At 47.6% G+C, this 16,034-nt stretch carries 12 protein-coding genes and 1 pseudogene; 11 read left to right on the top strand and 2 right to left on the bottom strand.

Annotation, left to right across the window (positions count from 1 at the left end; translation table 11 throughout):
• Positions 1-34: 34 nt before the first annotated feature.
• From MHI55_RS29900 to MHI55_RS29875, 6 genes and pseudogenes are all read left to right on the top strand, one after another.
• On the top strand, positions 35-1,231 hold the full coding sequence (locus MHI55_RS29900; RefSeq protein WP_340387999.1) for a response regulator: 1,197 nt from the start codon (positions 35-37) through the stop codon (positions 1,229-1,231).
• A gap of 35 nt (positions 1,232-1,266) precedes the next feature.
• Positions 1,267-2,613, top strand: a complete 1,347-nt coding sequence (locus tag MHI55_RS29895; protein WP_340387997.1) for a deoxyribodipyrimidine photo-lyase — start codon at positions 1,267-1,269, stop codon at positions 2,611-2,613.
• A 281-nt stretch (positions 2,614-2,894) separates the two neighbouring features.
• Positions 2,895-4,070 carry an acyltransferase gene (locus tag MHI55_RS29890; RefSeq protein WP_047840877.1) on the top strand — a complete coding sequence of 392 codons (1,176 nt, stop codon included), beginning with the start codon at positions 2,895-2,897 and terminating at the stop codon, positions 4,068-4,070.
• Positions 4,071-5,668: 1,598 nt separating this feature from the next.
• Positions 5,669-6,103: pseudogene (locus MHI55_RS29885) on the top strand (HNH endonuclease); the annotation flags it as partial.
• A gap of 291 nt (positions 6,104-6,394) precedes the next feature.
• Complete coding sequence (locus MHI55_RS29880; RefSeq protein WP_245838419.1) at positions 6,395-7,030, top strand: TVP38/TMEM64 family protein; 636 nt, start codon at positions 6,395-6,397, stop codon at positions 7,028-7,030.
• Between the two features lie 67 nt (positions 7,031-7,097).
• Positions 7,098-8,177, top strand: a complete 1,080-nt coding sequence (locus tag MHI55_RS29875; protein WP_282319922.1) for a DUF1835 domain-containing protein — start codon at positions 7,098-7,100, stop codon at positions 8,175-8,177.
• Between the two features lie 277 nt (positions 8,178-8,454).
• On the opposite strand, the gene MHI55_RS29870 is transcribed toward MHI55_RS29875, so the two are convergent.
• Positions 8,455-8,973, bottom strand: coding sequence for a cupin domain-containing protein (locus MHI55_RS29870; protein ID WP_100528211.1), 519 nt, complete (start codon positions 8,971-8,973; stop codon positions 8,455-8,457).
• 152 nt (positions 8,974-9,125) lie between these two features.
• Here MHI55_RS29870 and MHI55_RS29865 point away from each other — a divergent pair, with 152 nt between their 5' ends.
• Positions 9,126-10,127, top strand: a complete 1,002-nt coding sequence (locus MHI55_RS29865) for an NAD-dependent epimerase/dehydratase family protein (protein ID WP_340387995.1) — start codon at positions 9,126-9,128, stop codon at positions 10,125-10,127.
• A gap of 165 nt (positions 10,128-10,292) precedes the next feature.
• On the opposite strand, the gene MHI55_RS29860 is transcribed toward MHI55_RS29865, so the two are convergent.
• Positions 10,293-10,469 carry a CsbD family protein gene (locus MHI55_RS29860; protein WP_074092719.1) on the bottom strand — a complete coding sequence of 59 codons (177 nt, stop codon included), beginning with the start codon at positions 10,467-10,469 and terminating at the stop codon, positions 10,293-10,295.
• A 192-nt stretch (positions 10,470-10,661) separates the two neighbouring features.
• Here MHI55_RS29860 and MHI55_RS29855 point away from each other — a divergent pair, with 192 nt between their 5' ends.
• The 4 genes from MHI55_RS29855 (at position 10,662) to MHI55_RS29840 (ending at position 15,772) form a co-directional block, all read left to right on the top strand.
• Positions 10,662-11,594, top strand: a complete 933-nt coding sequence (locus tag MHI55_RS29855) for a hypothetical protein (RefSeq protein WP_340387993.1) — start codon at positions 10,662-10,664, stop codon at positions 11,592-11,594.
• Positions 11,595-11,631: 37 nt separating this feature from the next.
• Positions 11,632-13,431: an RNA polymerase sigma factor gene (locus tag MHI55_RS29850; protein ID WP_340387991.1), complete on the top strand. Its 1,800-nt coding sequence runs from the start codon at positions 11,632-11,634 to the stop codon at positions 13,429-13,431.
• 688 nt (positions 13,432-14,119) lie between these two features.
• Entirely contained in the window at positions 14,120-14,566 is a 447-nt protein-coding gene (locus tag MHI55_RS29845) for a DUF1641 domain-containing protein (protein WP_017691658.1), read from the top strand.
• A 24-nt stretch (positions 14,567-14,590) separates the two neighbouring features.
• Complete coding sequence (locus tag MHI55_RS29840) at positions 14,591-15,772, top strand: NAD(P)/FAD-dependent oxidoreductase (protein ID WP_036606574.1); 1,182 nt, start codon at positions 14,591-14,593, stop codon at positions 15,770-15,772.
• Positions 15,773-16,034: the final 262 nt, after the last annotated feature.

The raw sequence follows: 16,034 nt of genomic DNA, 5'->3' as shown, positions 1-16,034 counted from the left end.
AGACTAGGGGGTGCCGATAAAATCGGTATTCCTATTGAATCTTTCATGGCAGGAGGCTGAAAGAACGGTGAGAGCCATTGTGATCGATGATGAGAAGCCAGCGCAGCTTCATCTGGAGCGACTACTACGAACGGACGGACGAATTACACCCGTGCAATGTTTTTCAACAGCTCGTGATGGTCTTCATTTTCTGGCAAAGGAACGTGTAGATGTTGTATTTTTGGACATTGGAATGCCCGAGATGAATGGCCTGGAAGCGGCTGAATATATACAGCAATTGGATCAGAGTATTCGTATTATCTTTGTTACGGCTTATGCGGACCATGCAGTGGAAGCATTCGAGCTGCATGCACTGGATTATGTACTAAAACCGGTAAGTTCCACTCGATTGGCCAAAACCGTTGATCGAATCGCGGGCATAATGTCGCATAATTCCCAAGTTGCAGCCACCGCCGAGGTACAGGGATCGGAACCTGTAACTGTGGAGTTGGATACTGAAGTTCCGGGGCTGCTTACGTTCAAACATCTGGATATCTACAGAAGTCTGGATCAGGGAGCCAAGAAACATAAGTGGCGCACAACCAAATCACAGGAATTGTTTGCTTTTTTGTTTCATCACAGGGAAGAATGGGTAAGCAAGGAGATTCTGCTGGATAAGCTATGGGGTGATGTTTCCCAGGAAAAGGGATTAACCCATCTACATACTTCCGTGTACCAGATTCGAAAGCTGCTTAAGGAATGGAACATGACAGGCAAGCTGGAGTACAATATGAACCGTTATCGTCTGTTATCAGGCAATCTGGTAAGTGATGTGGATCAATTTGAAAAATCCATGGTTTACCATGTCATCACATCCGACAATGTCGATGACTTGAGGCATATGATTCCGCTTTATCGTGGCGATTATCTGGAAGAGCATGATTATCATTGGGCACAGGCCAAAGCAAGGGAACTCAGACGCAAGTATACAGCGCTAGTTATGGATATCGCGAGATGGGACATGGAGCATGGTCGTGGCAAGGAAGCGATTGAGCAATTAACGATATTACAGGAACGGGAGCCTTATTCGGAAGAGATCTGCCGACTCATGATGGAAGTGTATGCATCCATGGATGATCAGCAAGGCATACTTCGTTTGTATCATTCATTTACATTGACATTAAATGAGGATCTGGGGTATCAGCCCGAGCCCGAAACAAGCAGGTTATATAAGAACCTGACGGACAAATAAACGTATGTAATGTAAGTTCAGACAGGAGGGTGAGCATGAAGCTATTTATACACCGCAAAGATTTGCGTACGGATGATCTGGCCGCATTCGATTATTTGCGGGAACACCAAGAAAAGAGTGTGCATGTTCTCATCTATGATTCATTCCTCCTGCGGCAAGGCCGAGAGAAGGAACACAGCGGTGTGAATTTCAGGCAGCACGCAGCGGAATTAGGCAGACAGTATCTTGAAGCCAATCGAAAACTGCATGTTGCTTATGGCAAACCGGCTGAAGTGGTTAAATTCATCCTGAACGAATTCAAAGGTGAGATTAACGAGATTGTGGTCCATCGGGACATGACGCCATATGCAATCGAGCGGGATAGGGCCATACGCAAAGTCAGTGAGGCGCACGAGGTTACGTTCACACAACTGACGGATCATCTGCTGATGGATCTGAATGGATTTGCCAATTTTACAGGCAAGTCGGAGCCATATAAGGTATTTGCGGCTTTCCATCGGCGGTGGGTGGAATTCATGAATGAACATCCCAACCCTCCTTCGGCAACAACGGTTGCAGCGTTGAAGGTGAGTGATCGTCAGATTGAATGGCCGGATGCAATGCAGGTACCTCCGGAGTTGCTGGAGGGCAGTGGTTCGAATGACGAGGACCCGCATCTGCTGTTGGATCAATTTTTGTCGGATCGAATTGCTGAATACGGAGATCATCGGGATGAATATGAGGCGTACGAGCCGAGTCATCTCAGTTCTTACGTAGCTGTGGGAGCTGTATCCATTCGCAAAATGTATGATGCGGCGAGTCGCACGGCTGAGGCTGGGGAATGGATCAGGCAGTTGTGCTTCCGCGACTTCTATCTGTATCGAGCGGTCTATGAGAGTCACTATTTTACATATGAAAAGCTGTACGATCTCTCGGCTCTCCATGATGATTACTTTGAACGGTGGTGCAAGGCGGAGACAGGCATTCCGATTATTGATGCAGCGATGACGGAACTGAATGAAACCGGACATATGCCAAACCGGCTGCGGATTCTCACGGCGATGTTTCTCACCAAAAACCTGCAATGCCCATTCACCCTGGGCGAAGCTTATTTCAGGCGTAAGCTGCGTGACTATGATAACATTCAAAACCGTGGTAACTGGTTATGGTGTGCCTCGCTTGGTGAGAATGCGGCTCCGTATTTTCGCGTGAACAATCCGGTAACACAATCCGAGAAATATGATCCGCAAGGTGATTATATTCGCAAGTGGTTGCCTGAATTGAAGGATCTGCATAGCAAGGACATCCATCAGCCGCGCAAGGATGCCATTGTTGATCTGAAGGCATCGAGACAGGCAGCTATTGACGTGTATAAACAGATTCTGGCGAGTCGTGCGAAGTAGACTCAGTCAGGGCGGGATGCATGCCCAAACCCAAATTTACCATTCTCATCCGGTTGATCCAATATTCATTTGGTTGAGAGCAGGATGTTCCACAGACCGCGTACTCGCGGTCTTTTTTACATATATAGACATGAAAATAGTGTGAAATGTGTTGGAAATTTAGGAATTGTTAAGAAAATGGACTATCCATCTTAAGCATTATGGCTTTTAATAGATAGAGAGCTTTATTGTATTAAGTCATATCTGACATATTGACGAACACATTAAGGAGAAACGTAAACATGAGTGAAACACTGAAAAGAGAGCGAATTCCAGAGCTGAATCTGGTGCGTGCCCTGGCAATTATCGGCGTACTCAGCGTGCATTCTACGTCCTACGCGACGGTGGACATGACGGGCTCAGGCTACTACTGGCTGTACAACTTTATTAATATCTTTATGAAATATGGTACGCCAACCTTTATTTTTATGAGCAGTTTCGTACTGTTCTATAACTATTATTCCCGTCCACTGGATAAGAAACTCGTGAGTAACTTCTACAAGAAAAGATTTGTGTATATTTTGCTTCCGTATTTCCTTTTTTCATTAATGTATTTTGTGTTGCTGCATTTCACGCATTATCAGGGCCGACCTTTCGGCGAATCGGCAGTAAGTTTTATCACGAAATTGTTTACAGGTAAGGCCTATACACATCTGTACTTTGTGTTTATTAACATGCAATTTTATCTGTTATTCCCATTGGTGTTATGGTTGCTTAAGAAATATCCTTCTGTGGTGAAATGGTCTGTTCCGATTGGACTATTGATTCAATGGGCATTCATCGTAAGTAATAAATATGGATTCCAGGTACCCAACAAGGGAAGCTGGGCGTTCTCGTACTTCTCCTATTTCATGCTGGGTGCTTTTATCGGGGTATATTTCCCTAAAATCAAGCAATGGTTTGTCATCAGTCGAGCCAATGCAACCAAAGGACGCGTAGCTTCATGGATTCTGCTCTGGGCGGTATGGATCATTGCCGGACTTGGCCATGTGTATATCTATTACCTGCTGCGTCTGAAGATCGCAACGTATAACACACTGTGGTATGAATTCTTCTGGAATGTGCATACCTTTGCTTGTGCGCTGGTGCTTATCCAGATTGCCTATCTGCTCTATCGCAAAGGGCCGTCACTCATCGTCAAGCCGCTGAATCGGCTTGGGGCATTGTCCTTTGGCATCTATCTGATTCATCCATTCTTCCTGTTGGTGTATCGGAATTATCCACCTCAAACAGGAGTATCGTGGTTAGTGCATCTATGGTATGCCGGAGGATTCGGTGTAGCTCTAATCGCTTCGTGGATCGTCGTTGGATTGACGGCAAGGTTTGTTCCATATGCATGGGTCATCTTTGGCAATCTGCCAAAACCCAAACCACGTCTCGTCCCACAACAGAACTCGGGGCAATTGGACGTTCGTTAAGATACATTTCCAACACAGGAATAATAAACCGTTTCTTGGTCGACCTTAGGGAAGAGCAGGAAGCGGTTTTTTTGATGTATGCAGATATGTGTAATATGGGGAACGAGTGTTTCTTTTTCATGTAAGAGGGGTAATCATAAGGCGGAACGATAATACATTATGGATAACAGGATTAAGGTGAATATAATGACAACATGCGAAAAATGCGGGAGACCGATGCAGGATATATTGGAATATGTGGAACACATTCTTCACGAATGCAGTGAACAGACACAGGAGTACAACTCAAAAGATTATCAGGCCTATGGCCATGAGGGTGTTCACGAGCAGATGTGATACAATAGAAAGAAACCGGATTCATACGGAACCGAGGTGACAACATGGAGACGGGTCCAGCCCCTTTCCGGCAAGGAAAGACGGAACAAGAAGCGCGACTGAGCAAAACGTGTATGTATTGCGGACAACAGCGGCCGATGTCCGAATTCCGGCGCAGAACCGGAAAGCGGGCAGGTCCCGGAGCCAGGCGTGGAGCCTGCCGCAGCTGTCGCCAGCTTGGTGGACAGGCTGACCACGAGTCAGGTTCAAGCGTGAGCGGACGAACGAATGAACGGATTGAGCATCAACGGGATGGCTTGGAGACACGTGCTGTTACTGCCAGACCCTCTGCATCTGCGAGAAATGAAGCAGGTCTTACCTCCCATGGTATGGAGCAGGGATCTGCTACGGTGTCTGAGTCTGAAAGAAGTCTGGTGTCTCAACCTTCAGTAGACTCGAATTCTTCGAATGACGATGAACGTGCTGACTTGGTGACTTCTTCACCCTCTTCACCCTCTTCTTCAGGTATTCGGAAGAAGAGGAGAAGACGGAGGAAGAGCAAGCGTTCAGAGAGCATAACGGGCAATGAGCTGAGAGAGACGAGTCTGGAGCATGATGGTTTGGCGGGTGAGGTAGGAGATGAGCCACAGCCAGGTGAGCACTGGCGTGGGGAAGAAGGGCATTCGCAGGGGCATGCTGCTGCGAATGAAAAAGGCAGTGCACAGCGGGCTGGCGCGCGAGCAGCCGCTGCAGTGCAGGCCGCCGAGCAGACTGCGGCGGCCCACCAGGCTCTGCTGCAGGCTGAGCCGCAAGGCCCGGCAGCAGAGCCCATGGCTGCGGATCAACCGACCGCAGCCAAACGCAAGCGCAAGCGGCGCCGCAAGCGTGCTGCCGCGCTAGCGCCGGGCGCAGGGCAGGCCCGCAGCGTAGCTGCTGAGGCCCATGCGCCGGCCCTGAGCGACCGTGGCGATGCCACCACGGTCGCTGCACCTACGGCGGCGGAGGCACAGCCTGCCGCCACCGGGCGCGAGCCTGGGCAAGCGCCGGGGGCCGCTACGGAGGCAGGGCCTCCTGCGCCCGTGCGCCAGCCTGGCTCGCCAGGGTCTAAGCCGCGCCAGGCGCGCAAAGAGCGTGCGCCCAAGGCGAGCGGCGAAGACGCTGCCCGCGTTGCATCCGGGCAGCGACCCGCGCATGCCAGCCGCAGCCACGGTGCTGGCACGGATGGCCGTCCCCGCCGTCAGACGCCGTCGGCCCCGGTAGCCATCGACCCGGAAGATCCGGCTTCGCTCCGGACCAACCGACAAGGCATGGTACGGATGAGGGGCAAGACGGACAAGGGCAGACGCTGGCATCAGGAAGTGGACATGGAGCTTGCGGTCACGCTGGTCAAGGAAAAAGCCGCTGTGGTGGTAAATCGGTACACGATTCGCCGATTGTTCAGCAACAAGGATTTCAAGCGGTATATTTTAACCCGGGATCAGTACACTTGTTACTTCTGTGGATCGTATGGAGATACGATTGACCATCTGCTGCCGCGTGCTAAAGGTGGACATACCACTCCGCTCAACTGTGTCTGCGCCTGTAATCTGTGCAACCAGTCCAAAGCAGCGATGGATGCCGAAGAGTTCATGCGTTCCGGTATTCCCGAATGGAATGCTGCCCACCAGGCAGAATTGATTGAACTGGCCATGCAGGAAGCACAGCTGGAAGAAGGATAAATGCCCCGAAGATGGAATCGGGGTTTTGATATAAAGAGCACACCAAGACCACAGAGGTCGAGGTGTGCTTTTTTGATTTAATTCTGATTTGGGTGGGAAGTCAGTTCGCTGTGCAATAATTTCTTCAAATTGACAACGGTGTTCATCGAAGATGTACGTTATACTGGGAGGGAGTTACTAAAGAAGCTTCATCATCCATATGAATGATGAAATGTATAGTGAGCATCAAGCCTGAGAACTTAGACTGTATAGATTGGATGGATGCAGATGACCCCGGCAGCATTAGACATTATGTCATATATTACGGAAGAAAATATTCGTTTCTGGCTGGAGAAGTTTCGCTCCCTGGGCCCGTTACCGGGAATTTTGCTTACGTTTATGAAATCATTTGTACCACCGCTTCCAACGCTGTTGATTGTGGGCGTAAACGGTGCGGTATACGGTCTGTGGGCAGGATTTATATATTCATGGATCGGTATGGTCCTCGGTTGTACCGTTACGTTCCTGATCGTACGGGAGATTGGGAAATCCGCTTTTGTAGAGCGATGGGCACGCAAACCTCGTGTGCAACGCAGCATGGTATGGATTCGTAGGAATGCATTCAGTTATGTTTTTCTGCTGAGTATCTTCCCGGTAGGTCCGTTTGTCATTATTAATGTGGCGGCAGGTATCGCGCGAATGCGATTATTATCTTTCCTGCTTGCGGTGGGCTGTGGTAAAGCGATCATGATCTTCTCTGTTACGTATATCGGTTCCAATGTGGAACAATTTCTGGAGCACCCAATACGCTGGGTAGGCGTATTACTGTTCATTGCGGTATCCCTGTGGGCAAGCCGCAAACTGGAGCGACACTTTACCCGGTCATCGTCAGATGGTGAAGATCTACATGATCTGAATCAACCCGCTGGAAAATCGATTTCTTCATGAATAAAAGAATGATCAGTGCGAAGATATAGGATTTCAGTAATCTCGTTAGCTCGAAGGAGGACCCAGCATGAATGATAATATCTATGCATTCAGCCGAACGATAAATCGTATGAGTGAAGATGAACTTCGTTCAGTACTGCGTGTGCTCTATATGAAATCAGCACAAGTGGTCAAGCGGCAGGAAGAGCAAGGCGAAAAGGTGGATTTTGCGGAAGCGGTACAGTCACTGTTTCGGAATATGGATATCCCTTTTGATCTGGGGCGTCTGGAACAACAAGCTCTCTCCGAGGTCGACAAGCCAAATGAAATTCATATTACGTTTGGAGAATCACCTCTGAGTAGTCTGAAAATGGGAATGAGTACATTACCTGATCAGGAAAAACGGAGTTTTTTTTCTATAGATGATAATTATGCGGTAGGGCCGTTAGGTGATCTGACCCGGCGTGCAGACTTGCAACGCAGGCATCTCTGGCTGACCGAACGAATGTGTCTCAATGACCGTGAGGCATATGGCATGCATGAACTGGAATCATTATTTGAGCTCAACGCCACAATACAGTCCTTTGATTCCAAGACGTCGATCATTATCTGGTATGCGAATAATGCACGGGAGAAGACGGGACTACTCTATGCCATGTATCTATTGCGGAACACCGAGAGTCCCATATATCTTATCGAAACGAGTGGCTTATATAAGCAATTATTTGATAGACCTGACGTTCAATACGATGTGCTCCACACAGGCGAGATTCTTCCGGAAAAGCTTCTGGCGATGTGGCACGTCTGCTCTGAGCAAGAGCCGCTGTCCAAGGGAGAACGCCGCCAACTGGAACAGGATTGGCTGGAACTTTCGGTACAGCCTGGGCTATTACGTATGATGGAGAATGGCGTGATTCGGAGCTTAACTGAAGATGCGTTGGACGAGTACATTATGCAGAAGGTGAGGGAACTGACACCGAACTGGGAGCCAGGCAAGTATATCCGAGCAGCTCGTATTGTGGGTGAAGTGATTGGTACAAGTAGCCAGCATATAAGTGATGCGTTCGTGGAGTACCGTCTACGACAACTGGTGCTGCAAGGCCAACTTGAAATGGATGGAAAGCCACTTGCAATGAGGTATTACAGTATTCGGCTTGCCGAGCGCTGAAAGGGACTAAGGCTGAAACGCACGGATAGAAAAACAAGCGACGAGATCGCGAAGTTTGAAATAAGACGGAAAATTTGAGCAGTTCCTTGCCCATATAGTAAGATGATCACGAAGTGTTCCCGATACCAGCTGTTCAGACTTAACACTTAAATAGACTGTTCCATCGGTGAGTAACTCCTACTTTTCCGGGGAACAGTCTATTTTTTCTCGTTAAGTACCGAACCAGCTTCGCTAGTGCATTGTCCAATAACATTCATCTTAATGATCTTCATTTGTATTATGATTTCTTCCCATTCCAGATTTCTAGTAGCGGTCCGTGCTGTCCATAGACCGGATCGGTAACCGGGATCGGAACCTCTCGGATTTCCTGAAGAGCCTTGGCACGGTCGCCTTCCTCACCTGTGCGTGTGTTGTAACTCATGCCGCCTGGATAAGCTCCTGCAATACGAAAATCAGTGCTGGACTCCAGACGTTTATGCCCTGTTCCAGCAGGAAGAACGACAACGTCGCCTGTTTGAAGGTAAACTTTCTGACCGTTTTCTCCGCCTAAAATCAGTTTCACGAATCCACTCACCACAGCAAGAGCCTCATGAGCATTACTATGATAATGATGATAATTGAACACACCATTCAACCAGCTATTTCCCCATCCATTACGGTTCAGCAACGATTCTGCGTGAAGGGCCTCTTCAGCCCATACATTCTTATACAAAAGCACAGGCAGGGTCGGATGATTGGGAATTACACCGTCATCCTGAAGGAATAACGTCTCTATGTCCTTTTTCCGTTCATTCATCTCACATCACCTCACTATAAATTACCCGATAACCTCAAGGACGAACAAAAAACAATTGTAAAATGATACAAAATGTATCATTTTAAGGGTATACTCAGTACATAAACTCTCTTCAATGCACTGGTTGTATAAATCGCAAGGGGGAATCGTGTGTGAACATTGTGATTACAGGGGCTTCTGGATTTGTGGGATTTAATCTTTCACAGTATTTGGCGCAAAAGGGGCATCGAATTACCCTTCTGGATCGGGATGATTATTGTCAGAGGCTTGTTCATGTCTCTCCTCTGCATGAGATGCCGTTCATCTGTTGTGACCTTGCATCGGACCGGATTCATCTACCTCCAGGAACAGATTACATTATCCATCTGGCTGCCATGCCACACGTGGATTATTCGTATCATCAGCCAGGGGAAGTTTTCCGCAATAATACACTCAGCACACAGTCTATCCTGCAATATGCTACGGAACATCACATTCCAGTCTTGCTGGCTTCATCCGTTGAAGTGTATGGCGGCGATTGGGGCAGAGTCTATCATGAATCAGATCCGTATGCACCCGTCTCTCCTTATTCCGCGTCCAAAGTTGCGTGTGAAATGCTGGCTCACTCCTATGCTCAATGTTACCAGCTTCCAGTCAAACTCTTTCGTTTGACCAACCTCTATGGTCCATGGCAGTTGCCAGACCGTATTATTCCCCGAAATTTTGGTCGGATGTTGGACGGACTGCCTCTGGATATTCAGGGATCGGCAGTGCGTGATTTCTTGTATGTAGATGATGCCCTCCGGGCCATTGAACAGATCATGCTGAAAGGCAAAGACGGACAGGTCTACAACATATCAACAGGGCTTGGAACAACCATGCAGGAGATCGGGGAGATCTTGAAACCAATGGATCGATCCGTAGCTGCAGTAGAGATCCGGGAGCAAGAACCAACCCAGTCCAGAGGGTCCAGTCTGGTCGTACATTCAGGCAGATTGCGAGCGGAATTGGGTTGGTTACCACAAACCACGTTGGAAAAGGGATTGGAAAAAACCTTCCGTTGGTATCGGGAACATCCCGAATGGGTCAGACAGTTCAGCCGTGAATACCATACAACAAGGGAAACGCGCAGTTTCATTATCGATATGGCAAGATACGCAGTTCCAGCAGTATAAAATGCACAAAAAAAGCCAGGGAAGGGTGTATTGAGTAACACCTTCCTTGGCTTTTTTGCGCCTCCGTCTCATTTTCGGATAGCTTCCGAACACGGACGGTCAGGCTATTTTAAAATAATCTATTGCACGAAATGTTCGTGCTGTTGGACCTCACATTAAAAGGATCTAGTGATGATCTTTTTTAATGTCGGCAATTTTATCCTGTACAGCACCTTTGGCTTTGTCTTTTTTGCCCTCAGCCTGAAGGGATCTGTTGTTGGTTGCATTACCGATCTGATCCTTCACTTCGCCTTTGGCTTTATTTACGCCTGCTTTGATTTTGTCGCCAGTTGAATTACTCATATCGAACATCTCCTTCGTTTCTGGTGTAGTCCTTATTAACCGGGATGTCCGCATTCTAAACGTTCGCTATTTCGTGGCGGTCAGAAATTTGTTCTGGATATTCTGTCAGAAATGATCTGTACGAAGAGTCAGTATAAGTATAGGCATTGCATAATTGCGTGCTTCATTAAAGGAATGAGAGGATGTTATGATATGAGCAATTATATTGGAAATGGTGCGTATTGTTACGCCAATTCAGCTTCAATGCTGCTGTCGTCCATTGGAGAAAAGATAGATCCCGGTCTGCTTGAAACCATCGGTGGCTTTTCACTAGGGGCCTTTCGAACGCAGGAAGATATGCTTTTTTTTGATAACTGTACCTCCAGTCCTGATCTGGCCATCAGCAAGGCGATGAGCATTCTGGGATTTAGTGTGCGCGAAAGTGTGCAAGCACGGGGTACAGAGATGCCTGTAGATGAGCTAAGAGAGGCTTTGAAGCAGGGCCCTGTGATGATGGGGCCGCTGGATATGGGCAAACTCGTCTACAATCCCAACTCTCCCAACCTGGGTGGTTGCGATCATTATGTAGTTGCGCTCAATATGAGGGGCGATGAAATATGTCTGCATGACCCGGCTGGATTTCCGAATGTCTTCCTGACACTGGATAAACTTGAGGAAGCATGGAAGTCTGAATTCCCATGGAGTAGCGGTGTGTATCGACGATGGTGGAGTCCTGAACGCATTGAACATCCTGATCTGGAGGAGATTAACCGCCGGGCTTTCACTTGGTTCAAATCAACCCTTACAGAACAGACCCATGATATTGCTGCACAGGAAGGACGAACCGGAGCATCAGCCATTCTGCATAAGGCGGAACAGGTTCGTACTGGAGCAATCGATGATAATGAGTGGGCTCATTATGTGTATTTTTCTCTGCCAGTAGGCGCACGTCGTGCCCATGATTATGGTTTGTTTTTTAACACAATCCATCCTGACCTTTCAGCTTTGAAATATGCACAATCCCGTCAATTCGGGGAATGCCAATCCCGTCTTGTCTCTCGGAACTGGGAGGCTGCTGCGACAATCATGGTGGCACTCGCGGAGACGGAAGCCATGATCGAAGCTTCTATTTTGAAGATGGAGTAATGAAAGCGAAGCGACGCTATAAGAAAGGGAGATATACATGGATGGATTAACTAACAATCGCCATATCAGGCCAGGGGAAGATGAGATATTAGAGGATCGGCAAAAGGAGCCGGATATCGCGCTTATCCAACGAGCCCAAACGGGGGATACAGAGGCCTTTGGAGAGTTGATTCACCGTTACCGTGGGCAATTGTTTCGTTATGTGCGGGCGCTTACGTATGATTCTTATCTCGCAGAAGACATTTTACAGGATGGGCTTATTCGTGCGTTCATTCATATGGGACAGCTTCAGAATGCTGAGCGTTTTATGGCCTGGATGCAGCGTATTGTACGTAATCAGGCGTACTCACATATGCAGCGCCAAAAGCAGCAGAGGGAACAACATTTTTCTTCGTTCTTTGCATTTGGATTCGGAGTCGATGATGCCTCATGGAGCGATCAAGACTCGCTCGACATGACGCTGAATCATCTTTTGAAGGATACAAATCGGAGATCGCAGGAGACAGACTATGATCCGTATCAAGCTGTTGCTCAGCAGGAAATGAGGAACAATCTCCACAGGCTGTTAGGTTGTCTGAATGAAAGAGAAAAACAGGTCTTCACATCATATTGGATGGAGCAGCTGTCACCGCAAGAAATGGCCTACAAATTCAATCTGACAAGTGCCAATGTGTATCAAATTCTGTCCCGTTCACGTAAAAAAGTGTCTCAGCTTCATATTCATTTATCTGTAGAAGAAATGCTGGCAGAGTGGAATTCACTCGGGCAAAATCGAGTGACTCTGGAGGAGCCCCTCTCGTTTCGGGCTCCCCAAACCTGGAACTCGGCAGCAGCATCCATTCACGAGATGTTAGGTTATATCGGTCCATCTCCGTCTCTCCCCATGGTTATGGGGATGAGTGGACTTTCTTTTCGTTTGACCATCCTGCCTCAGGACATACATATTGCTGGACCTACCGCCTATAACTTCAAAGAGGTGCTTACAAGAGGATTGCGACATATGGGTTATCGTTCCCATGCGGTTGAGGCTTTGGCGAGCGAAGCGGGACTCAATGCCAATCTGGTCGATCCTTCGATGCTAGAGGAGAAAGCGAAGGGGAAAAGGTTGCTTAATCCGAGACTTGTTCAGGCACTCTCCTTGATACGTTACTCCATTCATCGGGGAATTCCGGCCGTCGTGTGGGACCTGAATATTCCCGAATTCGGGTTGATCTATGGCTATGATGACGCAGCCCGGACCCTACACGGTACCGATTTCACTAAATCAGGAATAATTCCCTATGATCATGTAGGCCGGGGTGTGAATCAGGAAGTATTTGTACTGGCAGCGGAATCAGATGGCATGATACGAGAAATGAACTTGCACGCGGCACTGACAGCTGTGTTGGCTCATTATCGTGGGGAGGACCCGTATACCCTGCCGAACACAGTCAGTGGTGTGGCTGCCTATGCAGTCTGGAGAGAAGCCCTTGAATACAGACGGGTAGAACCGAATGGTCACGCCTATAACATTGCGGTTTTGTGGGATGCAAGGCGTTATGCAAGTGAGTTTTTCAAAGAACTTTCACTAAAGTGGGCTTCGACTGCCTGCTATTCCAACTTGATTTCATTCTGTCTTCAGGCAGAAGAGTTATATCGAAACATGTCCCAAAAGTTAAATACACTCGCGGTATTATTTCCTTTTCCAGATGGAGGACTGCCTAATGAGAAGGCTCATGCCGATCAGGCCATCTCGATACTTCTGGAAGTGGAGGAATTGGAGCGATCCGCCGTCGTTGCAATAAAAGCATTGCTTGAAGAAAAGGATCAGCATTCCCCAGAAATAGTTATGGTGTGACCTAATTGTAACGATCAGATGGGGCAAACAGTGAAAATAAATATCAGGAGGCAGGACGATCCGTCAGGCCTTCTTTCTGTTTTTTTTGCATTCGTGACGCAAGAGGTTCATACTTGAAATAGAAAAGATGTCTCAATGATGGAATAAGGCCGGGCCCAACGCTGCATAATAACGACAGTGACCAATTTCGTTGCATGAAAATTGTGATATTGGAAAACAATTCCTGAACATTTGGATAAACGATTCCTTCCTTGTGTACATATCGCACATCTGGTCATATGTGATCTTGTCTTAATACCACATGTGGTAGGAATACGGATCTTGGACAGGGGGATCGGCGGCGTTAGCTTGCCTTCATGGGTTGACAAAAAAATCGATTTTGTTACAATGTTCACAATATCTTCACAAGTGTAAAAAATTTCTTTTTCATGTTCATGTGTAAGAGGTGTAATATAAGGGTATAGAGTTCGGTTTCGGCCTGCTTGTCGTTTTGTGCGTCAACACATGTTGTCCGCAATAGATCCAAGATACAATGCATGATATGGGAGTGGCCATGAGCTACGCTCATCCTATTGTGTGAAATTTGGTACATTTAAATGTATTCGATGTATTTTGTGGTTCGGCTCTGCTTGACAGGCATCATGAAAGTCGCGGACTTCTATCCCAAAGTAAAGGAGGACTTTCTCTTATGTCACAATCGCCTACTCAACAAGAGGTGCCAGTTACAGAAGGTGCCAACGTTTCCGAGCGCCAGTCCTTGGACGTTCTGGATCAACTGATGAAGCCTGAGGTACAGGAGTCTTTAACCGTTCTGGTGGAGAACCTGCCTAAATTGGCTGAAATGGTTACTGCTATGACAAAAGCTTATGACTTTGCACAAAGTGTAGCAACAGACAAAGTTCTGATCAGCGACACAATGAGCGCAATGGGCGAGTTCGCTAAGCCTGTTGTAGACAAAGCTAAAGGTGTAGCTTCTGCTGCCATCGAAGCCAATGACCGTGCGCAAACAGAGCAAACTTCAGTTGGCTTGTTCGCTATGCTGAAAATGCTTAAAGATCCAAACGTACAACAATCGCTTCGTTTTGCTCAATCTTTCTTGAGCATCTTGAACGAGCGTCAACAACCGAAACGTTAAGACTTAGAAGAACGGAGGATGGATATGTCGAAGCAAATTTTGATCTTGGGTGGAGGATACGGCGGTCTGTTGACTGCATTGACTGCGCGTCAATACTTGTCTCCGGAAGAAGCGACAATTACTGTCGTGAACCGTTACCCTACACACCAAATTATCACGGAACTGCACCGTCTTGCAGCGGGAAGCATTGCTGAACAAGCAGTTGCTCTTCCACTTGAAAAATTGCTGCGTGGCAAAAACGTGAACTTGAAAATCGATACGGTGGATACAATCAAGCCGGATGAGAAAAAAGTTCTGATGACCAGCGGCTCCACATACTCTTACGATGCACTTGTCGTTGCCTTGGGCAGCGAAACGGCATTCTTCGGAATTCCGGGATTGCAAGAGTACAGCTTCACGCTCAAATCGGTTAGCGATGCAAACCGTATTCGTGCACACGTTGAAGCACGTCTTGATGCTTACAAACAGTCCGGCAACAAAGCAGACGCTACGTTTGTTATTGGTGGCGGCGGCTTGACAGGTATTGAGCTTGTTGGAGAATTCGCTGACCTGCTTCCTGCTGTATGTCAAGAAAAAGGCATCGACTTCAAAGAAGTATCCCTGTACACAGTTGAAGCAGGTCCTTCCATCCTGGCAGGATTCCCGCCAGAGCTGGTTGAACGTGCTAAATCAAGTCTTGAGAAACGTGGCGTTAACTTCATCGTTGGCGTAGCGATTACCGAGATGAAAGAAAACGAAGTTCTGCTGAAAGACGGCAGCTCCATCCCTACGAACACACTCGTATGGACAGGTGGCGTACAAGGCAACGCTGTTGTTGCTAACAGCGGAATTGAAGTGGATCGTGGCCGTGCGAAAGTTACGGAAGTTCTGCAATCTACTTCTCACAAAGACGTGTTTGTTGCTGGTGACAGCGCAGTGGTCTTCCCTAGCGAAGGCGCTCGCCCTTACCCTCCAACAGCACAATTGGCTTGGCAAATGGGTGAGACTATTGGTCACAACTTGGGCGTTATGTTCAAAGGTGGCGCAATGGAATCCTTCACACCAGTATTCTCCGGTACGCTGGGAAGTCTGGGTCGTAAAGATGCTGTCGGCATGATCGGTGGCAACCAGACTCGTCTGAAAGGTCTGCCTGCAACCATGATGAAAGAAGCAAGTAACATCCGTTACTTGGCTCACATTCACGGTTTGTTCGCACTGGCTTACTAATCTTAATGCCATTCAAGGGCGCCCTTTTGGGCGTCCTTTTTGGTTGTCACCATTACAAAGAATAACAGATATTCAGATGAAAAAAGGTGCGGCAGAAGTGGTCGATGTGAGGTCGCGTATAAAGTACCTAGGGGATATGGCATATTAATGGAACGATGGAATCCTTCAGATTTCATAGAGGTACTGAACGGGCATGGACATAAAGCCGGCGCTTAGAAGCGCCGGCTTTCGTTTAAATTATAGGATGAGTATCTTTAAATAA

The sequence above is a fragment of the Paenibacillus sp. FSL E2-0151 genome, from assembly GCF_037993015.1.
Taxonomy (GTDB): Bacteria; Bacillota; Bacilli; order Paenibacillales; family Paenibacillaceae; genus Paenibacillus; species Paenibacillus amylolyticus.
This window is presented reverse-complemented; position numbering and strand designations above follow the sequence as displayed.

Excerpts from the sequence above, each read along its gene's own strand:
- MHI55_RS29870 (WP_100528211.1), bottom strand. The coding sequence starts at position 8,973 with ATGAATGAACGGAAAAAGGACATAGAGACGTTATTCCTTCAGGATGAC.
- MHI55_RS29850 (WP_340387991.1), top strand. The coding sequence starts at position 11,632 with ATGGATGGATTAACTAACAATCGCCATATCAGGCCAGGGGAAGATGAG.
- MHI55_RS29840 (WP_036606574.1), top strand. The coding sequence starts at position 14,591 with ATGTCGAAGCAAATTTTGATCTTGGGTGGAGGATACGGCGGTCTGTTG.
- MHI55_RS29860 (WP_074092719.1), bottom strand. The coding sequence starts at position 10,469 with ATGAGTAATTCAACTGGCGACAAAATCAAAGCAGGCGTAAATAAAGCC.
- MHI55_RS29895 (WP_340387997.1), top strand. The coding sequence starts at position 1,267 with ATGAAGCTATTTATACACCGCAAAGATTTGCGTACGGATGATCTGGCC.
- MHI55_RS29855 (WP_340387993.1), top strand. The coding sequence starts at position 10,662 with ATGAGCAATTATATTGGAAATGGTGCGTATTGTTACGCCAATTCAGCT.
- MHI55_RS29875 (WP_282319922.1), top strand. The coding sequence starts at position 7,098 with ATGAATGATAATATCTATGCATTCAGCCGAACGATAAATCGTATGAGT.
- MHI55_RS29880 (WP_245838419.1), top strand. The coding sequence starts at position 6,395 with ATGTCATATATTACGGAAGAAAATATTCGTTTCTGGCTGGAGAAGTTT.
- MHI55_RS29845 (WP_017691658.1), top strand. The coding sequence starts at position 14,120 with ATGTCACAATCGCCTACTCAACAAGAGGTGCCAGTTACAGAAGGTGCC.
- MHI55_RS29890 (WP_047840877.1), top strand. The coding sequence starts at position 2,895 with ATGAGTGAAACACTGAAAAGAGAGCGAATTCCAGAGCTGAATCTGGTG.